The following is a 17,554-nucleotide window of genomic DNA, read 5'->3' as shown; positions in this document are numbered from 1 at the left end:
CGGCACAGAGACGATAAAAAAAGAGCCGGGTGCAGCACCCGGCTCTTTCGTTTCGGTTCAGCTCGTTCTTGTCAATTCAGCTTGCTTTTCGGCACCGGCGGCGTCTCGGTGTCGATCCGGGCAAGCTGACCGTTGAAGGTCAGACCTTCGTCCTTCGCGGACACCACGACGTTCTCGCCGTCGTGGATGCGGCCGGACAGGATCATTTCCGCGAGCGGGTCCTGAACCGCGCGCTGGATCGCACGCTTGAGCGGACGCGCGCCGTAAGCCGGGTCCCACCCTTTTGCCGCCAGCCACTCACGCGCCTTCTCATCGAGCGTCAGCGTAATCTTGCGATCCGCCAGCAGCTTGAGCAGCCGCCGCATCTGGATGTCGACTATACGGCCCATTTCGGTCCGCTGCAGCCGGTGGAACAGGATGATCTCATCCACGCGGTTGAGGAACTCCGGACGGAAGCTCGCCCGCACCACGGCCATCACCTGCTCGCGCACCGCTGATGTATCCTCGCCCTCAGCCTGGCTGACGAGGAACTCGGACCCGAGATTGGAGGTCATGATGATCAGTGTGTTGCGGAAATCGACGGTGCGGCCCTGACCGTCGGTCAGGCGGCCGTCATCGAGCACCTGCAGCAGCACGTTGAACACATCGGGATGCGCCTTTTCGATCTCGTCGAACAGCACGACCTGATACGGCCTGCGCCGCACCGCCTCGGTGAGCACGCCGCCCTCGTCATAGCCGACATAGCCCGGAGGCGCGCCGATCAGCCGTGCGACGGAGTGCTTCTCCATGAACTCGGACATGTCGAGGCGCACCATCGCAGTCTCGTCGTCGAACAGATATTCGGCGAGCGCCTTGGTGAGCTCGGTCTTGCCGACGCCGGTGGGGCCCAGGAACATGAAGGATCCGATCGGACGGTTCGGATCCTGCAGTCCGGCGCGCGAACGCCGCACCGCGGTCGAGACCGCGCCGACGGCTTCGGCCTGACCGATCACGCGCTCCGCAAGCTGCAGCTCCATCTTGAGCAGCTTCTCGCGTTCGCCTTCCAGCATCTTGTCGACCGGAATGCCGGTCCAGCGTGACACGACCTGCGCGACATGGCTTGACGTTACGGCTTCTTCCAGCACGACATTGCCGGCCTTCTCGCTCTCTTCCAGCGCCTTCAGCTTCTTTTCCAGTTCGGGAATCCGGCCATAGGCCAGTTCGCCCGCCTTCTGGAATTCGCCGCGCCGCTGCGCGTCGGCCAGTTCCTGGCGCGCCTGTTCGAGTTCGCTCTTGACCTTCTGGGCATTGGACAGCTTGTCACGCTCCGACTGCCACTTCGCAGTCAGCGCAGCGCCCTTCTCCTCAAGGTCGGCCAACTCCTTCTCGAGCCGCTGCAAGCGATCCTTCGACGCCGAATCGGTTTCCTTCTTCAGCGCCTCCTGCTCGATCTTCAACCGCACGATTTCGCGGTCGATGTTGTCGAGTTCTTCCGGCTTGGAATCGATCTGCATCTTCAGCCGCGCCGCGGCCTCGTCGATCAGGTCGATGGCCTTATCGGGGAGGAAACGGTCGGTGATGTAGCGGTTCGACAGCGTGGCGGCGGAGACGATCGCGGAATCCGTGATGCGGACACCGTGATGAAGTTCATACTTCTCCTTCAGGCCGCGCAGGATCGACACCGCGTCCTCCACCGTCGGCTCGGACACGAACACCGGCTGGAAGCGGCGGGCCAATGCAGCGTCCTTCTCGACATGCTTGCGATATTCATCAAGCGTGGTCGCGCCGATGCAATGCAGTTCGCCGCGCGCCAGCGCCGGCTTGAGCAGATTGGACGCATCCATCGCGCCGTCAGCCTTGCCCGCGCCGACCAGCGTGTGCATTTCGTCGATGAACAGGATGATCTGGCCGTCGGAACTGGTGACCTCCGAGAGCACGGCTTTCAGCCGCTCCTCGAACTCGCCGCGATATTTCGCGCCGGCAATCAGCGCGCCCATATCGAGCGACAGCACCTTCTTGTCCTTGAGGCTCTCCGGTACGTCACCGTTGATGATGCGCAGCGCGAGGCCTTCGACGATGGCGGTCTTGCCGACGCCGGGTTCGCCGATCAGGACGGGATTGTTCTTGGTGCGGCGTGACAACACCTGAATCGTGCGGCGGATTTCCTCGTCGCGCCCGATCACCGGATCGAGCTTGCCGTCATGCGCCGCCTCGGTCAGGTCGCGGGCATATTTCTTCAGCGCGTCATAGGCGTTTTCCGCCGACGCGCTGTCGGCGGTACGGCCCTTGCGGAGCGCATTGATCGCCGCATTGAGGTTCTGCGGGGTGACGCCGCCCTTGGCGAGCAGCGCGCCTGCATCGCTTTCCTTGTCGGCGGCAAGCGCCTGCAGCAGGCGCTCGACGGTCACGAAACTGTCGCCGGCCTTCTCGGCAGCCTGTTCGGCAGCGTCGAAGGCACGCGCCGTCGCCGGAGCAAGGTAAACCTGTCCTGCTCCCGCGCCTGAAACCTTCGGCATCTTGTTCAGCGCATCCTCGGTTGCCTTCAGGATCGCGCGCGAATTGCCGCCGGACCGATCGATCAGACCGCCAGCCAAACCTTCGCTGTCGTCGAGAAGCACTTTGAGGATATGCAAGGGCGTGAATTGCTGATGGCCCTCACGCATGGCCAGTGTCTGTGCCGACTGGATGAATCCCTTCACGCGGTCGGTATATTTTTCAATGTTCATTCGGGTTTCCCTCAGCCTGCTACATGTCCGCCCCGAAGGCACGGATGTTAGCATCTTCAATGGGGTTCCGCCGCCGGCATTGACGTTCCTCAACCCGGGACGGGGACCGGCGTTGCACCGGCTTGAGCCACATGTGGGAACTTGGCTGCGCCAGCGAAAGAGGCAGGGCTGAAAATTTGGCAGATGTAGCGGGAAACGGCGAATCCGCATAAGGAGTTGGGCATGTCAGACCCCGCCGCAACGCTCCAGAGCATCTATCGCTATCCCGTCAAAGGCCTGTCGCCGGAACTGCTCCGGCAGACCACCCTGGAGGTAGGCGGAACCCTGCCCGCCGACCGGCGCTATGCGATCGAGAACGGCCCCATCGGATTCGATCCGGCGGACCCGAAGTATTTTCCGAAAATCCGCTTCCTGATGCTGATGCGGAACGAGCGTCTCGCCGGGCTGCAGACCCGGTTTGATGACGCCAGCAATGTCCTGACCATCCGCCACAACAATGCGGAGGCGGCGCGGGGCGACCTGGAAACCGCAGAAGGGCGCGCCTCCATTGAAAGATTCTTCGCGGACAACTTTGCCAGCGAACTGCGGGGGCCGCCGAAAATCCTCGCCGCACCGGGCCACAGTTTCTCGGATGTCGCGGCCAAGGTGGTGTCGATCATCAATCTGGCCAGCGTGGCCAGCATCGAGACCATGGTCGGACAGCCGGTCAATCCGCTACGCTTTCGCGGCAATCTTTATGTCAGCGGCTGGCCCGCCTGGCACGAATTCGATCTGCTGGGACAGGAACTGACCATCGGCACCGCACGGCTGAAGGTGGTTAAGCGGATCGTCCGCTGCGCCGCCGTGAATGTCGATCCGGACACTGCCGAACGCGATCTGAACATTCCGCAGGCCCTGATGCAGATGTTCGATCATGCCGATTGCGGCGTCTATGCCGAGGTGATCGCCGGCGGCGATATTGCCACCGGCGATGCGGTACAGACTTAGCTCGACGGCATCACGTAGGCGTAGATGCGCCCGCGCGAATAGGTCGCCTCGGCGACACGGTGGCCGTGATTGCCGGAGATCACAATAGGGTTGCCCTTGGCGTCAATGCCGCTGACAACGCCGACATGACCGCCACGGCGGCCGCGCGACATCACCGCGATGGCGCCGACCTGCGGGCCGGAAATGCGATGGCCGTAGCTCGCGAACGAGCGGGCCATATCCGAACCGGTGCCCTTATGGCCCGAACGCTCGAGAACCATGTTCATGAAACGCGCGCACCAGAGACTGGCGCGGCCGGTCGGGTTGCCACTGCCGATGTAACGGCGCGCTTCAGCGACCACGTTCGATCCGCCAAAGCCACCAAAGCCGCCAAACCCCTGCGAGGCTGACGTGTCCGCAGCCGCTGCCGCAGCGTAACGGCCACGCCGCGCATGATGCCGATGCCGATGGCCATAATGCTTCTTGGCGTGATGTTTGGAATGGTGAACATGATGGTGGTGGCTTGCGCCGTGGCGCGGCCTCGCCGAGGCCGGCGTCGCCAGTGCAACAACAGCCACCGAACACAGCGCCAGCGCGGCGCCTCGAAGTGGCAGGCTAAGTTTACGCGATACAGTCATCCAATAAGTCCCTCGTAACATCCAGATCCCCCATCGCCCCGCGGGCGGAGCGATATGCCGCAGTGCACAAAACGGTTGGATGTGACGAGAGCAAGACGGGAAAAGGCGCGCGCGGAGTCATTTCGCGGCGATCGCGGGACCATTTCATGGCGAGAATGCGGACATACACGGCCGCATTGCAGCCGTAGACGTTAAGCCCGTTTGATCAAGTCAGGTGTCGCGGCGCTTGAGCAGGAACACGCCCTGCTCGCCGAACATATTCCAGAACCACCACGGCGCATTGAGCCGCAGCGGCCGGCCATAAAGATCGAGCGCCACTGCACGCTCCATCTTCACGTTGATCTCGTCGCACAACTGCACGAAGTCCTTGATGGTGCAGAAATGGATGTTCGGCGTGTCGTACCAAGTGGCCGGAAGGTTTTCCGTGCGCGGCATCTGACCCTTGATCAAGAGTTGCAGCCGCATTTTCCAGTGACCGAAATTCGGAAACGAGACGATGGCGCTGCGCCCGATCCGCAAGAGATTTTCGAGCACCACGCGGGGCTGACGTGTCGCCTGCAGGGTCTGCGACAGAATTACATAGTCGAACGAGTCGTCCGGATAGTTGACGAGATCGGTATCGGCGTCGCCCTGCACCACGGCGAGGCCCTTGGCGACGCAGCGGTTGACGCCTTCGCGCGACAGCTCAATGCCGCGACCGTCGACGCCGCGCGTCTCCAGAAGACGCAGCAGATCGCCCTCGCCGCAGCCGACATCGAGCACCTTGGAGCCGGGCTCGACCATCTCCGCGACCAATAGATGATCCGCGCGATAGCCGTTTTCGGTGACGGGAAGAACTGCCGTCGGGCGAAACGCCTGATCCTGAAGTGCCATGTTAGCTGCTCGCTGAATTCAGGCCGTGAGCCGACGCCGCCGACTCCAGAAACGCGCGGGAGATTTCGATGAACTCGGGCACATCGAGCAGAAAGGCGTCGTGCCCCCTGTCGGTCTCGATTTCGGCAAACGACACCCGCGCGCTGCCGGCGTTGAGCGCATGGACGATGGCGCGCGATTCCGAGGTCGGGAACAGCCAGTCGCTGGTGAAGGACACCACGCAGAAGCGCGTGCGCGTGCCGCGCCACGCTTCCGCCAGCACGCCATCATGATCGGCGGCGATGTCGAAGTAGTCCATCGCGCGGGTCAGATAGAGATAGCTGTTGGCGTCGAACCGTTCGACAAAGGACGAGCCCTGATGTCGCAGATAGCTTTCTACCTCGAAATCCGCATCGAACGAAAAGGTCGGCAGTTCGCGGTCCTGCAGGCGGCGGCCGAACTTGCGATGCAGCGCCGCGTCGGAGAGATACGTGATGTGCGCGGCCATCCGCGCAACACCAAGCCCGCGATGCGGATGAGTGCCGTCCTCGAAATAACGCCCGCCCCGCCAGTCCGGATCGGCCATCACCGCCTGACGGCCAAGCTCATGGAAGGCAATGTTCTGCGCCGAGTGCCGCGTGCTACATGCCACTGCCAGCGCGGAGAATACGCGCTCCGGATAGGCCGTGGTCCATTGCAGGACCTGCATGCCGCCCATCGAACCGCCGACCACGGCGAACAGCTTGTCGATGCCGAGATGATCGAGCAGCATGGCCTGCGCGCGCACCATGTCGGGAATGGTGATGACCGGAAAATCCAGGCCCCAGAGTTTGCCGGTCGCGGGATTGGTCGATGACGGGCCGGTCGAGCCCATGCAGCCGCCGACCACATTGGAGCAGACAACGTAATAGCGGTCGGTGTCGATCGGCTTGGCGGGGCCGACCAGCGTCTGCCACCATCCGGGCTTGCCGGTGACCGGATGCACGTTGGCCACATGCTGATCGCCCGTCAGCGCGTGGCAGATCAGGATCGCGTTGGAGCGATCGGCGTTCAGCGTGCCGTAAGCCTGATAGGCGATCTGAAACGGGGCGAGATCAATGCCGCAGTCGAGATGCAGCGGCATGTCGGCGCCGAACTGCGCGACCAATGACGACGGATGATCCGCCTCGTGTGCGCGTTCAGTGGACGTCGTATCGCCCTTCAGCGGTTTGACATTAACCATCTTGTTTCTGGCCTCCTCAGCGGGTCGCGAGGACCAACGTCGGAAATCAGGCACAAAAAACCCGGCCTGAAACGAGGTTCGGCCGGGATCACTTACATCCCCGGCCTGTTTAGCGAGTTGTTTAACGTGGCTGCAAGCCGGCCGGCTCAAATGACCACGGAATGGCTAAGTTACTAGTCACGAACGGCCTTTTCGTCAAGCTGCAGCGCAAAAGCGCAAGGCGCCCCTGCTCGGGTTGAAGGGCGGAATTGCCAATGTTTTCTTTGCTTTCAGGCTCTCTCCTGCCTATCAATGCGGCCAACCAATCCCGTTTTCGATGATTTCCAGAAGCCCTGCGCGCCGCAAGCCGCGTTCGGCACCAAGTTCGGCCCAAGTTGAAACGATGACCCAGCAACCGCCATCCCTGCAGGACCTGCGCCGCGAAATCGATTCCATCGACGAGCAGGTGCATGAGCTGCTGATGAAGCGCGGCGACATCATCGACCGCCTGATCTCGGTGAAGAAGACCCAGGAAGTCGGCTCGGCCTTCCGGCCTGCGCGCGAGGCCGACATGATGCGCCGCCTGGTGCAGCGTCATCGCGGCATCCTGCCGCTCGACACGGTGGAGAGCATCTGGCGCGTCATCATCTCGACGTTCACTTACGTGCAGGCGCCGTTCTCCGTGCATGCCGATCTCTCGACCGGCGAATCCGCGATGCGGGATTCGGCGCGGTTTCATTTCGGCTTTACTGTTCCCTTCATTCCGCACTTCAATGCCGAAGCTGCGGTCGAGGCCGTCGCCAAATCCAAAGGCGATCTTGCGCTGATCTCGGCGGCGAGCAGCCGCTCGCCATGGTGGCTGGCACTGGAGCCTGCGGGCGCACCGAAGATCATCGCGCGCCTGCCGTTCGTCGAACGCGCCGATCATCCCGCAGCTTTGCCCGTGTTCGTGATCTCGCGCGTCGCCGCCGACGCCATGGTCACCGAGGTCGAGATGTGGAGCGTCCGCGTCTCTGGCTGGAGCGCGGATGTGGCGCGCGCGCTCTCCCCTTTTTCCGAGATCATCGCCGTTCCCGACACCGCATCCGACGGCGCTGCCCTGCTGATCTCGGTTCCGGGCACGGATGGCCTGACCAAAATCACCGCCGCGCTGGTGGCCGCGGGGGCCTCGGTGCGCTCATCGGCCCTCGTCGGGAGCCATGCAACGCGCTATACGGTCCCGCCGGCTGCCGCAGCCAGCTAGTCTTTCTTTCGGAGTTACCTTGATGTCTCGTCCAGTGCCGAAGCCGGGCATTCTCGATATCGCACCCTATACGCCGGGCAAGAGCGGCGCGGGGCTGACCGGCCGCGTGTTCAAGCTCTCCGCCAACGAGACGCCGCTTGGCCCGTCGCCGAAGGCCATTGCCGCCTACAAGGCTGCCGCCGATCATCTGGAAGACTATCCGGAAGGCACTTCGCGCGAACTGCGCGAAACCATTGGGCGCACCTACGGCCTCGATCCCGACCGCATCATCTGCGGCGCGGGCTCGGATGAACTTTTGAACTATCTCGCGCACACTTATCTTGGCCAGGGCGACGAGGCGATCCACACCACCCACGGCTTTCTCGTGTACCCGATCGCCACCATGGGCAACGGAGCGATCAACGTGATCGCACCGGAGAAGAACTATACCGCCGACGTCGACGCCATCCTCGGCGCGGTGACGCCGCGCACCAAGATGGTCTGGCTCGCCAATCCGAACAATCCGACCGGCACCTACGTGCCGTTCGACGAGGTCAAGCGCCTGCGCGCCGGTCTACCGGCGCATGTCCTGCTGGTGATCGACGCGGCGTATTCGGAATACGTCTCGAAGAACGATTATGAGGCCGGCATCGAGATGGTCGCCACCACCGACAACACGGTGATGACCCGCACCTTCTCGAAGATTCACGGCCTTGCCGCACTGCGCGTCGGCTGGATGTACGGCCCTGCCAACATCATCGACGCCGTCAACCGCATTCGCGGTCCGTTCAACGTCTCGACGCCCGCTTCCGACGCCGCCATTGCGTCGCTGGAAGATACTGAGCACCAGAACAAGTCGCGGATGCATAACGACACCTGGCGCACCTGGCTGACCGAGGAAATCGGCAAGCTCGGCCTCGAGGTGACGCCCAGCGTTGCGAACTTCGTGCTGATCCATTTCCCGCAAACCGCGGGCAAGACCGCGGACGAGGCCGATGCGTTTCTCACCAGGCGCGGGCTGATCCTGCGCGCGCTGAAGAACTACAAGCTGCCGCATGCGTTGCGCATGACCGTCGGCACCGAGGAAGCCAATCGCCTCGTGGTCGCGGCGCTGGCCGAATTCATGGGGCAGAAGTGAGCGCCTCGCCGATGTTCAAGCGGGTTGCGCTGATCGGCTTCGGCCTGATTGGCGGCTCGATTGCGCGCGCGGCCCGCGCTCAGGGGCTTGCCGGCGAAATCGTGGCCACTGCGCGCTCGCCCGCGACCCGCAAGCGTGTGCAGGAACTCGGCATCGTCGATCGCGTGGTGGAGACGAACGCCGAGGCTGTGAAGGACGCTGACCTCGTTATCCTGTCGATTCCGGTCGGCGCCTGCGGCCCCGTCGCGGAGGAGATCGCGCCGCATCTGATGCCGGGCGCCATCGTCTCCGATGTCGGCTCCGTCAAAGGCATGGTGCTGCGGGACATGGCCGCACATCTGCCCAAGACCGTGCATTTCATTCCGGCACATCCTGTCGCGGGCACCGAGCATTCCGGACCCGATTCAGGCTTCGCCGAACTGTTCATCAACCGCTGGTGCATTCTCACCCCGCCGCCGGACGCCGATCCCGCCGCGGTCGAGAAGCTCGCGGCGTTCTGGCGCGCGATCGGCGCCAATGTCGAGACCATGGCGGCGGATCATCATGATCTGGTGCTTGCCGTCACCAGCCATCTGCCGCATCTGATCGCCTACACCATCGTCGGCACCGCCGATGAATTGGAAGACGTGACGCAGGCCGAAGTGCTGAAGTTCTCGGCTGGCGGCTTTCGCGACTTCACCCGTATCGCGGCGTCCGATCCAACCATGTGGCGCGACGTATTCCTTGCCAACAAGGACGCGGTGCTGGAAATGCTCGGCGCGTTTCAGGAAGACCTGTCGAAGCTCACCCGCGCGATCAGGCGCGGCGACGGCGAGGCGCTGTTCGATCATTTCACCCGAACCCGCGCGATCCGCCGCGGCATTGTCAATCTCGGGCAGGAAACCGCCGATCCCGACTTCGGCCGCAAGCACGCGAACCTGCCGAAGCCTGACGGAAAGTGACGCTCAGAACAGTGGCGCGGTCTGCGCGATCCGCAGCGGGCCGATGGAAATCACGCCCTCTGTGAACTTCAGCGGGAACGCGCGTGCGGGCTTGCCTTCCAGCGTCGAGGCTTGGCCGAGCATGTTGATGCCCGCGACAACGCCCGCATTGGCATTCTTCCGCGCCAGATTGCCGAGCCCGGGAATCATCCGGTCAAGCGCGCCGATCACCTTGTTGACATCCTGCGCGCTGACGCCCGGCGCGATGCGATCCACCGTCGACTGCGGCACGCCGTCCATCAAGAGCTTGTCGATGCCGAGTTGCGCAACAATGCGCTCCATGCCCGCCACTGTCATGGTCAGTTCGCCGTCGAGATACCCGGTCGGCGTGAGGCCGAGGGAGCCCGCTGCGACCGCGATGGTCTCGCCCTGCTGCACGCGCGACTGGGTGAAATCGAGACGACCCCCCGCCGCCTGAATTTCGCGAAAGCGCTCGGGCCATGGCTTCGGCGCAAAATCCTTCAGGCCGCGCAAAAGCGCGCGGATATCCGCATCGAACGGTTCGGCGAGGATCGGATGCAGCCCCTGCAGGCTTCCGGCATTGATCTGCAGCGCCGTCTCCACCACCGGGTTGCTCGACAGCGAGCCTTCCAGCAGGCGCGTGTGCAGTTCGAGATGCTTGGCACGCAGCAGCGGCGACTGCGTCGTGCCGTTCATGCGATCGACCGCCGGATCGTCGAACACCAGCGACACGCGCTGCGGCGTCGGAAGACCGGACGCGCTGGCGCGGCCGGTGGTCCATCCCGCGACGAACGACGGCGATTCGCTACCCGCGTTCACCGTGGCCGGGCCGGTGAATTCGGCGATGATTTTGGCCGGATCGTAAACCTGCGCGACCACCAGAATATCCTTCAGCCGCGCGGTAAGTTGCGTCCGGTCCGCGGTCTGCGAGGTCAGCGTCACCACCGGATCGCCGCAACGGACCTCAAGACGGAACGGGAAACCCGCGACAGAGCGGTTGGCGCAATCATAGGCGCGGCCGGACCTGGCCTCGCGCGTGCGCCACTCGTCGAATTTCTCGTCGACATGCGAGGCCGCATAGAACCAGAACCCGCTCCATGCCACCGCGACGACAAGAACAAGCACGGGCATTACAAAAACGGGCCAGAGACGGCGGCGAGGTGCGATGGGCGATGTCGGCATGGCAGAAGCTAGATCACTGGAATCGGGCAATTGAAAGATTGCACCTTTCTCGCAAATTTCCTTGAAGTCCAGATAGTTGCACGCGGGTTGCCGGGCTGATAGGCGTGGGCCTTCAGGTAAGCTCGCCATGGCCGCAAAAATCCTTTCAGAATCGGAGTTTCCCGAGGGCGACCTCTGGGTGTTCGGCTATGGATCGCTGATCTGGAAACCGGGCTTCACCTTCCTGGAGCAGAAGCCGGCGCGGCTGATCGGCGAGCATCGCTCGCTCTGCATCTACTCGATGGTCCATCGCGGCACACCGGAAAAGCCGGGACTTGTGCTCGGTCTCGACCGCGGCGGCGCATGTCAGGGCGTTGCATTCCGCGTCGCCGCCACCGAGAGAAAGAACACTGTCGCCTATCTGCGGGAACGCGAGCAGGTCACCGGGGTCTATCGCGAGGTGATGCGTTCGGTCTGGCTTGAGGGCGATGCGCGCCAGCGTGTCCGTGCCCTCGCCTATGTCGCGGACAGAAGCCACGAACAGTATGCAGGCCGCCTCACCATGGATGAACAGCTAAAGCTGGTGCGGCAGGGACACGGTGCCTACGGGCCGAACGACGAGTATGTCATCGCAACGGTGACGGCGCTGGAAGCCCAGGGCGTCCGCGATGCGCCGCTGCATCGCCTCGCCGCCCTTCTGCACGGCGAGGCCGCGCTGCACCGTCACGCCTGATCGGCGGCGGAGGCTGCAATCGGCGCGGAAAAGCCGATCAGCCGGACCTGCTCTTCGCGCCCGGCTTTTTCCAGCCGGTTCGACGCTTCCTCGATGACGGCCTGCAGGCGCGGCCCAAATTCATCGCGCGGAAGGCCCGGCGGAATTGGATCCAGAAATTCCATCACAAGCGTTCCCGGATAGCGCAGGAATGTCCGGCGCGGCCAGAACAAACCGGAATTCAGCGCAACGGGAATGCAGGACACACCGGCTGCGCCATACATCAGGCTGACGCCGTTTCTGTAAGCCGGTGGCGCTCCGACCGGGCGGCGCGTTCCTTCCGGAAAGATCAGGAGCTGACGGCCGCGCCGGATTTCTTCAGCAGCGCGCTTCGTGGTCTCGATCAGCGTCCGGCCGCCGGCGCTGCGGTTGACACCGATCATGCCGGCCTTGAGCAGATACCAGCCGAACAGCGGCAGCCAGGTTAATTCGCGCTTGAGAATGTAGAGCGGCTCGTCGAAGAACTGCAGCAGCGCGAAGGTTTCCCACGCCGACTGGTGCTTGGCGGCAACGATCAGCGGACCTTTCGGGATTTTCTCGACGCCACGATACTCGACCTTGGTGTTGCAGATGATCCGCATCCACCAGATGCTAGTCTTGCCCCAGTTGGTCGCAATCCAGATGATGCCCTTGCGCGGCATGAAGTAGGTCGGCAAGCCGAGCAAAACCCAGAACGCAAGGTTCAGATAGAAAACGATATTGTAGAGCAGCGACCGCAGAAAGACCGAAACCATGTATCAATCCGATTTAATTGGCGGATGCGGTGGCCGGCTTCGGTGGCGGTGATGCCTGCATGCCGGTTTCCGGCATACCGCCCTGCCCCACGCCGCCAAAGGCCACCCGCGCCTGCGCAAAAACATACTTCGCATATTCCGATAGCAGGAGCCGCAATGCCGCGCCACTCGTCCACCATGGCTCCTCGCGCCACTTTTCGCCGACCACGGCGAACGGAACAAGCTCGATATCGGGCATGGAATGGGACAGTTCGACGATCGCGCGGGGCATGTGATAGTTCGACGTCACCACGATCAGCGAGTGGAATCCCCTCTCCGTGGCCCAGCGCCGCGTCTCTGTCGCGTTGCTGCGGGTGTTGACCGCGGAATAATCGAGGTCGACGCAGCAGGCGAACAGGCGCTTGCTGTCCGGCAGCGTGCGCTGGATATCGCTGTAGCCGTTGGTCGGATGCACACCGGAAATCAAGAGCCGCTTGCCATAACCCGCGGAGAGCAATTCGAGCGCGTCCGAAATCCGCGACGATCCGCCGGTCAGGACCACGATGCCATCGGCATTACGCGACGGCCGCTCCTCGGCAGGCGGCACGCGCGACAGAAAATCGACAAAACCAAGACCGACGAACAGCAGCAGGCCGCAGAAAACCAGCATCGCGACACGGTGGCGCAGCCGCCCGTGCGTGCGTCCAGTCCTGTAACTCTGTGAGGCTTCGGACAATCCCAACTCGCTCAGGCGCATGTCACGGGTGCTGTTGACGGGTGCTGCGCGTTCACCCGCCAGTCTATTGCAAAATCCGGCGCGGCTGTGGCCTGAAACACCGCCAACACCATGTTTTGACGAGGTTCTAGCCCATACCCGCCCGCACGCAAATGCCTTCAGTCAATCTCCTCAAGGGTCGCGAACAGCGTCCGCCGCGAGGCCCAGGCCGTGACGGCGGCGATCATCAGGGTCTGGGCCGCCAGCACCAGATAACCTGACGCCGGCAACGCGAAGGTGCCGAGCAGCGCGGCAAACTGATCGCCGACCGGCGTGCCGGAAAACCAGCTTGCGATGGATTCCGAAAAGCCGAAGGTCAGCATCGCCGCCAGACCGCCGATCAGGCCGCCTTCAAGGCCGAGCCGCAGAAAATGGCGCAGGAAACGGTTGGCGATGTAGCGATCCTGCGCGCCGACGAAATGCAGCACCTCGACAATCGGACGGTTGGCGGCCATCGCGCCGCGCGTCGCGAACGACACCGAAATCACCGTCGCGATGATCACCAGAATGAGAATGCCGGTGCCTGCCAAAACGATAGCGCCGGTCATCGAACGCATCCGCTCGATCCAGGCGCGATGATCGTCGATGGTTGCCGACGGCGCGGCCTGCGACACACTGCGGCGCAGCGCCGCCAGATCAGGAGATGCGCCCGGCGCGACGCGCACCACGATCACACGCGGGACCGGCAGGTCGTTCAGGGAAAGTCCGGCGCCGAGCCACGGCTCCAGCAGCTTCGCGGATTCATCCTTGGTGTAGGGCCGCACCTCAAGAATGCCGGGCTGCGCCTGCGTCACATCCACCACACTGCGGATATCCCGCTCGATATCGCGTCCCGGCGACGGCCGCACTTGAATCGTCAGTTCGCTGGAGACATCGGACTGCCACTCGGCTGCGGACGCCCGCACCAGCAGCACCGCGCCGGTCGTCATCGAGGCCAGATAGGTCATGATCGCGACGACGGCGATCAGCGCACGCCCCGCGATCGACCCGCGCGGCACGATCGGCGACATGTTGCGCGCATGCGCCGCCACTTCCGATGTGCTGTCGCCGAGATCCATCATGATCTTGCGCTCAGTCATAGATGTGCAGCCGCGACTCGTGGAGCACCATGCGCCGCGCCTCGTACTGATCCATCAGCGCGATATCGTGGGTCGCGATGATGACGGCGGTTCCGGACTTGTTGAGCTGGATGAAAAGACTGAGCAGCCGCCGCGCCAGTGACGGATCGACATTGCCGGTCGGCTCGTCCGCCAGCAGCAATTGCGGGCGGGCGATCACCGCGCGCGCGATCGCCGCGCGCTGCTTTTCACCGCCGGAGAGAATGGGCGGCAGCGCGTCCATACGCTTGCCGAGGCCGACCCAGTTGAGCAGGTCGATGACTTCCTTGCGGTAGCTGGATTCGCTGCGGCCCATCACGCGGAACGGCAGCGCGACGTTCTCATAGGTCGTCATGTGGTCGAGCAGCCGGAAATCCTGCAGCACGATTCCGATGCGCGAGCGCAATTCGGCGCGCCCGTCCTTGTCGAGCAGCGAGACGTCCTTGTTGAACAGGTTGACCAGTCCCCGCGTCGGCCGCAGCGACAGGAACAGCATCCGCAGCAGCGACGTCTTGCCGGCGCCGGAGGGTCCGGTGAGGAACTGGAACGAACGCGCGGGGATCTGGAAGGTCAGGTCACGCAGGACCTCCGGGCCAAGCCCGTAGCGCAAACCGACATTTTCGAACCGGACCAATCTCAGCTCCGTTCGACATGACCGATGGAGACGCCGCCTAGTGGCCCAACCGCGGAAGCGGACGCCGTAAACGCTTTTGAGGCCGTTATGGTTTCCGATTCGTTAACGGACGCAGGATAGCTTCTGGCTGCGTCTGTTCCTGGTCACTCCGGCGATTCGTCCATGCATATCGTTTGCCCCCATTGTACGACATCTTACGCGGTCGATCCGGCCAATTTCGGGTCAGGCGGGCGGAAAGTCCGCTGCGCGCGCTGTCAGGAAATCTGGCTGGCAGTGCCGCAAGAGCTGGTTTCTTCCGATGTCGAGGACGGCCGTCCGCAAAGCGGCTTCGGATCACCCACCGGCGCGGCCGACGACTGGCGTGACGAAACTACCCCTCACATCGAAAGCCCGTCGATCTCCGCGGGATGGCCGGAACCGGACACCGCCGGACCTGCGAGCGAGGCCGATGGAACCTGGACGACGCTGGCGCGGCAGGATGCGATGATCGAAGCGGCACCGGCCAAAGCCACCCGGTTCGGGAAGCTCAAGGCCTCGGCGGTTCCTTCTCTCCAGTTCGGAACGTGGTCAAACGCCCTGCCCCGTGCCTTCAACATGTCCACCGTCGCGGTGGTGTTGAGCGCGATGGTGTTCAGCCTGATGATCTGGCGCACCGATGTGGTGCGTGCCATGCCGCAGACCGCCGCTTTCTTCAAGCTGACCGGCATGGGCGTGAACCTGCGCGGTCTCGCGTTCGAGGATCTCAAGATCAGCACAGAGACCGTGAACAACAAGCCGGTGCTGCTGATCGAGGGCGCGATCGTCGATATCACCCGCAAGCCGGTCGAGATTCCGCGGCTGCGGTTCATCGTGCGCGACGCCAGGGGCGCGGACATCTACGCATGGAACGCCGTGCTGGAACAACCGGTGCTCAATCCCGGCGAGAAAGCCTGGTTCAAGACGCGCCTTGCATCCCCGCCGGCCGAAGGCCGCGAAATTGCCGTCAGGTTCTTCCACAAGCTGGACATCGCGTCCGGAGGAACCTGAATGCCGCGCATCCTGATTGCCGACGACGAAGAGTCGATGCGCCTGCTCGTCGCGCGCGCGATTGCCTTGGACGGTCATGACGTCGTCACAGCGGAAGACGGCGCAGAGGCGCTGGACATCCTCACCCGCGACAATGGCGCATTCGATCTTCTGCTCACCGACATCAAGATGCCGGTGATGGATGGCATCGCGCTGGCGCTCGCGGCAGCGCGCGATTTTCCGCGGGTGATTATTCTGCTGATGACCGGCTTTGCCGATCAGCGCGAGCGGGCCTCGGGGCTGGACGCCATCGTCCACGATGTCATCACCAAGCCGTTTGCCGTCGCCGATATCCGCACTGCGGTCGCCGACGCGCTGGCATCACGCAAGGCCTGAGACATTTTAGTTCACGTTATTCCGCCAGTTGCGGCGCGGCCTTGCCGGAACGCAATGTCAGCCGCGTCAGAATGAAAGCGGCGACCGCACAGACCGCGATGGTCGCCACCATCGGCAGCGCCGTGCCGTTGAAGAACGCGCTGGCTGCAGCGATCATCACTGCCCCCGTGATCATCTGCAGCGTGCCGCCGAGCGCCGATGCCATGCCCGCAATCGGACCATGGTCCTCCAGCGACAGAACCATGGTGGACGGGATGACAAGGCCAAGCCAGGCATTGGCGATGAACAGCATCACCACGAGCACCGCCAGGCTGTCGACACCGGCCGCGGTGATCGCAAACAGCGCCAGTGTCGCGACCGTGAAACAGCTCACCGCTACCGAGACCACCCGCGCGATGCCGAAGCGTTCGGCGAGGTAGCCGCTGAATTGCGATGCGCCGATGAAGCTGATGGCGTTAACGGAAAAGGTGAGGCCATACTGCGTCGGAGTCAGGCCGAAATGGCCGATATAGATGAAGGACGAACTGGCAAGGAAGGCGAAGAAGCTCGCCATGCCGAAGCCGCCGATGAAGGTCAGGCCAAGAAAGCGCCAGTCACGGAACAGTTCTCCGAAACCTTCGAGCACACTGCGGACACTGACCTCGACCCGTTCTTCCGGCGGACGGGTTTCATGCAACACGAAGGCGACCAGCAGAACCGACAGGACGGACGCAAGCGTGACCGCGACAAATACCGCGCGCCAGCCGAACGGCACGATCAGGCCGCTGCCGACCAGCGGTGCAAGGATCGGGGAGACGCTGAACACCAGCATGACCAGCGACATCAGCCGTGTCGCATCGGCGCCGGTGTGCAGATCGCGAATGATCGCGCGCGGAATCACCATCACCGACGCCGCGCCGAGGCCCTGCACGAAGCGGAAGACAATCAGCCATGTGATGCTGGGCGCAAGACCGCAGCCGACGCTGCCGAGCGCGAACAGCACAATCCCGAAATAGAGCGGCGGCTTGCGGCCCACCATGTCGGAGACCGGGCCATAGACGATCTGGCAGACACCGAAGGCGACGAAGAACGCCATCAGCGTCATCTGCGTCGCGGCGGTGGACGCCTGCAGGTCCGTCGCAATCGCCGGCAGCGCCGGCAGATACATATCGATGGCGAACGGCCCGATCGCGGACAGAAGACCGAGAACGATCGCGTTCCTGACAAAGCTGGATGACATCGAACTGGACGGCATGACGTGAGATATCCTCGATATTCTGGGCGATTGTATGGGCCGTCGCGCGGTCAGGCGGCGTGCGGCCTGCGGGAAGCGGTTGTGATCCGCCGGGAAAAATGGTC

The 17,554-nt window shown here is 63.4% G+C and carries 17 protein-coding genes and 1 riboswitch; of the genes, 7 read left to right on the top strand and 10 right to left on the bottom strand.

Annotated elements, in window-relative coordinates:
• Positions 1–71 precede the first annotated feature (71 nt).
• A complete protein-coding gene (gene clpB, locus HMPREF9696_RS18500) occupies positions 72–2,705 on the bottom strand; it encodes an ATP-dependent chaperone ClpB (protein ID WP_002714578.1) in 2,634 nt (877 codons plus the stop codon).
• Between the two features lie 222 nt (positions 2,706–2,927).
• Between clpB and HMPREF9696_RS18495 the strand changes: the two genes are divergently transcribed.
• Entirely contained in the window at positions 2,928–3,692 is a 765-nt protein-coding gene (locus HMPREF9696_RS18495; protein ID WP_002714577.1) for an MOSC domain-containing protein, read from the top strand.
• On the opposite strand, the gene HMPREF9696_RS18490 is transcribed toward HMPREF9696_RS18495, so the two are convergent.
• The 3 genes from HMPREF9696_RS18490 to metX form a co-directional block, all read right to left on the bottom strand.
• Complete coding sequence (locus tag HMPREF9696_RS18490) at positions 3,689–4,309, bottom strand: TIGR02594 family protein (RefSeq protein ID WP_002714576.1); 621 nt, start codon at positions 4,307–4,309, stop codon at positions 3,689–3,691. The two genes, HMPREF9696_RS18495 and HMPREF9696_RS18490, sit on opposite strands and share 4 nt — an antisense overlap.
• 210 nt (positions 4,310–4,519) lie before the next feature.
• Positions 4,520–5,182: a methionine biosynthesis protein MetW gene (metW, locus tag HMPREF9696_RS18485; protein ID WP_002714575.1), complete on the bottom strand. Its 663-nt coding sequence runs from the start codon at positions 5,180–5,182 to the stop codon at positions 4,520–4,522.
• Position 5,183: 1 nt separating this feature from the next.
• Complete coding sequence (gene metX / locus HMPREF9696_RS18480; protein WP_002714574.1) at positions 5,184–6,383, bottom strand: homoserine O-acetyltransferase MetX; 1,200 nt, start codon at positions 6,381–6,383, stop codon at positions 5,184–5,186.
• An 88-nt stretch (positions 6,384–6,471) separates the two neighbouring features.
• Positions 6,472–6,551: riboswitch (SAM riboswitch) on the bottom strand.
• A gap of 214 nt (positions 6,552–6,765) precedes the next feature.
• Between metX and HMPREF9696_RS18475 the strand changes: the two genes are divergently transcribed.
• From HMPREF9696_RS18475 to HMPREF9696_RS18465, 3 genes are read left to right on the top strand one after another with little or no spacing between them, the layout of a single operon-like run.
• Entirely contained in the window at positions 6,766–7,605 is an 840-nt protein-coding gene (locus HMPREF9696_RS18475) for a chorismate mutase (RefSeq protein WP_002714573.1), read from the top strand.
• Between the two features lie 22 nt (positions 7,606–7,627).
• Positions 7,628–8,722 (top strand): histidinol-phosphate transaminase, encoded by a 1,095-nt coding sequence (gene hisC, locus HMPREF9696_RS18470; RefSeq protein ID WP_002714572.1) that lies wholly within the window; start codon positions 7,628–7,630, stop codon positions 8,720–8,722.
• Positions 8,719–9,663: a prephenate/arogenate dehydrogenase family protein gene (locus HMPREF9696_RS18465; protein WP_040301611.1), complete on the top strand. Its 945-nt coding sequence runs from the start codon at positions 8,719–8,721 to the stop codon at positions 9,661–9,663. Before hisC ends, HMPREF9696_RS18465 begins: the two co-directional genes overlap by 4 nt.
• A gap of 3 nt (positions 9,664–9,666) precedes the next feature.
• Here the strand turns inward: HMPREF9696_RS18465 and HMPREF9696_RS18460 are convergent, their stop codons facing one another.
• On the bottom strand, positions 9,667–10,794 hold the full coding sequence (locus HMPREF9696_RS18460) for a DUF2125 domain-containing protein (protein WP_002714570.1): 1,128 nt from the start codon (positions 10,792–10,794) through the stop codon (positions 9,667–9,669).
• Positions 10,795–10,972: 178 nt separating this feature from the next.
• Between HMPREF9696_RS18460 and HMPREF9696_RS18455 the strand changes: the two genes are divergently transcribed.
• Entirely contained in the window at positions 10,973–11,557 is a 585-nt protein-coding gene (locus tag HMPREF9696_RS18455; RefSeq protein ID WP_002714569.1) for a gamma-glutamylcyclotransferase, read from the top strand.
• On the opposite strand, the gene HMPREF9696_RS18450 is transcribed toward HMPREF9696_RS18455, so the two are convergent.
• The 4 genes from HMPREF9696_RS18450 to HMPREF9696_RS18435 form a co-directional block, all read right to left on the bottom strand.
• A complete protein-coding gene (locus HMPREF9696_RS18450; protein WP_002714568.1) occupies positions 11,548–12,330 on the bottom strand; it encodes a lysophospholipid acyltransferase family protein in 783 nt (260 codons plus the stop codon). The two genes, HMPREF9696_RS18455 and HMPREF9696_RS18450, sit on opposite strands and share 10 nt — an antisense overlap.
• A 13-nt stretch (positions 12,331–12,343) precedes the next feature.
• Entirely contained in the window at positions 12,344–12,979 is a 636-nt protein-coding gene (locus HMPREF9696_RS18445) for a YdcF family protein (RefSeq protein WP_009735215.1), read from the bottom strand.
• Positions 12,980–13,203: 224 nt separating this feature from the next.
• A complete protein-coding gene (locus HMPREF9696_RS18440; protein WP_040301609.1) occupies positions 13,204–14,163 on the bottom strand; it encodes a cell division protein FtsX in 960 nt (319 codons plus the stop codon).
• Entirely contained in the window at positions 14,156–14,815 is a 660-nt protein-coding gene (locus HMPREF9696_RS18435; RefSeq protein ID WP_002714565.1) for a cell division ATP-binding protein FtsE, read from the bottom strand. Before HMPREF9696_RS18435 ends, HMPREF9696_RS18440 begins: the two co-directional genes overlap by 8 nt.
• A gap of 162 nt (positions 14,816–14,977) precedes the next feature.
• Here HMPREF9696_RS18435 and HMPREF9696_RS18430 point away from each other — a divergent pair, with 162 nt between their 5' ends.
• Together HMPREF9696_RS18430 and HMPREF9696_RS18425 are read left to right on the top strand one after the other, a co-directional pair.
• Complete coding sequence (locus tag HMPREF9696_RS18430) at positions 14,978–15,841, top strand: MJ0042-type zinc finger domain-containing protein (RefSeq protein ID WP_002714564.1); 864 nt, start codon at positions 14,978–14,980, stop codon at positions 15,839–15,841.
• Positions 15,842–16,216, top strand: coding sequence for a response regulator (locus tag HMPREF9696_RS18425; RefSeq protein ID WP_002714563.1), 375 nt, complete (start codon positions 15,842–15,844; stop codon positions 16,214–16,216). It begins immediately after the preceding gene.
• Positions 16,217–16,232: 16 nt separating this feature from the next.
• Here the strand turns inward: HMPREF9696_RS18425 and HMPREF9696_RS18420 are convergent, their stop codons facing one another.
• On the bottom strand, positions 16,233–17,450 hold the full coding sequence (locus HMPREF9696_RS18420) for a multidrug effflux MFS transporter (protein ID WP_002714562.1): 1,218 nt from the start codon (positions 17,448–17,450) through the stop codon (positions 16,233–16,235).
• Between the last annotated feature and the right edge of the window lie 104 nt (positions 17,451–17,554).

Source organism: Afipia clevelandensis ATCC 49720 (assembly GCF_000336555.1).
GTDB lineage: Bacteria > Pseudomonadota > Alphaproteobacteria > Rhizobiales > Xanthobacteraceae > Afipia > Afipia clevelandensis.
This window is presented reverse-complemented; position numbering and strand designations above follow the sequence as displayed.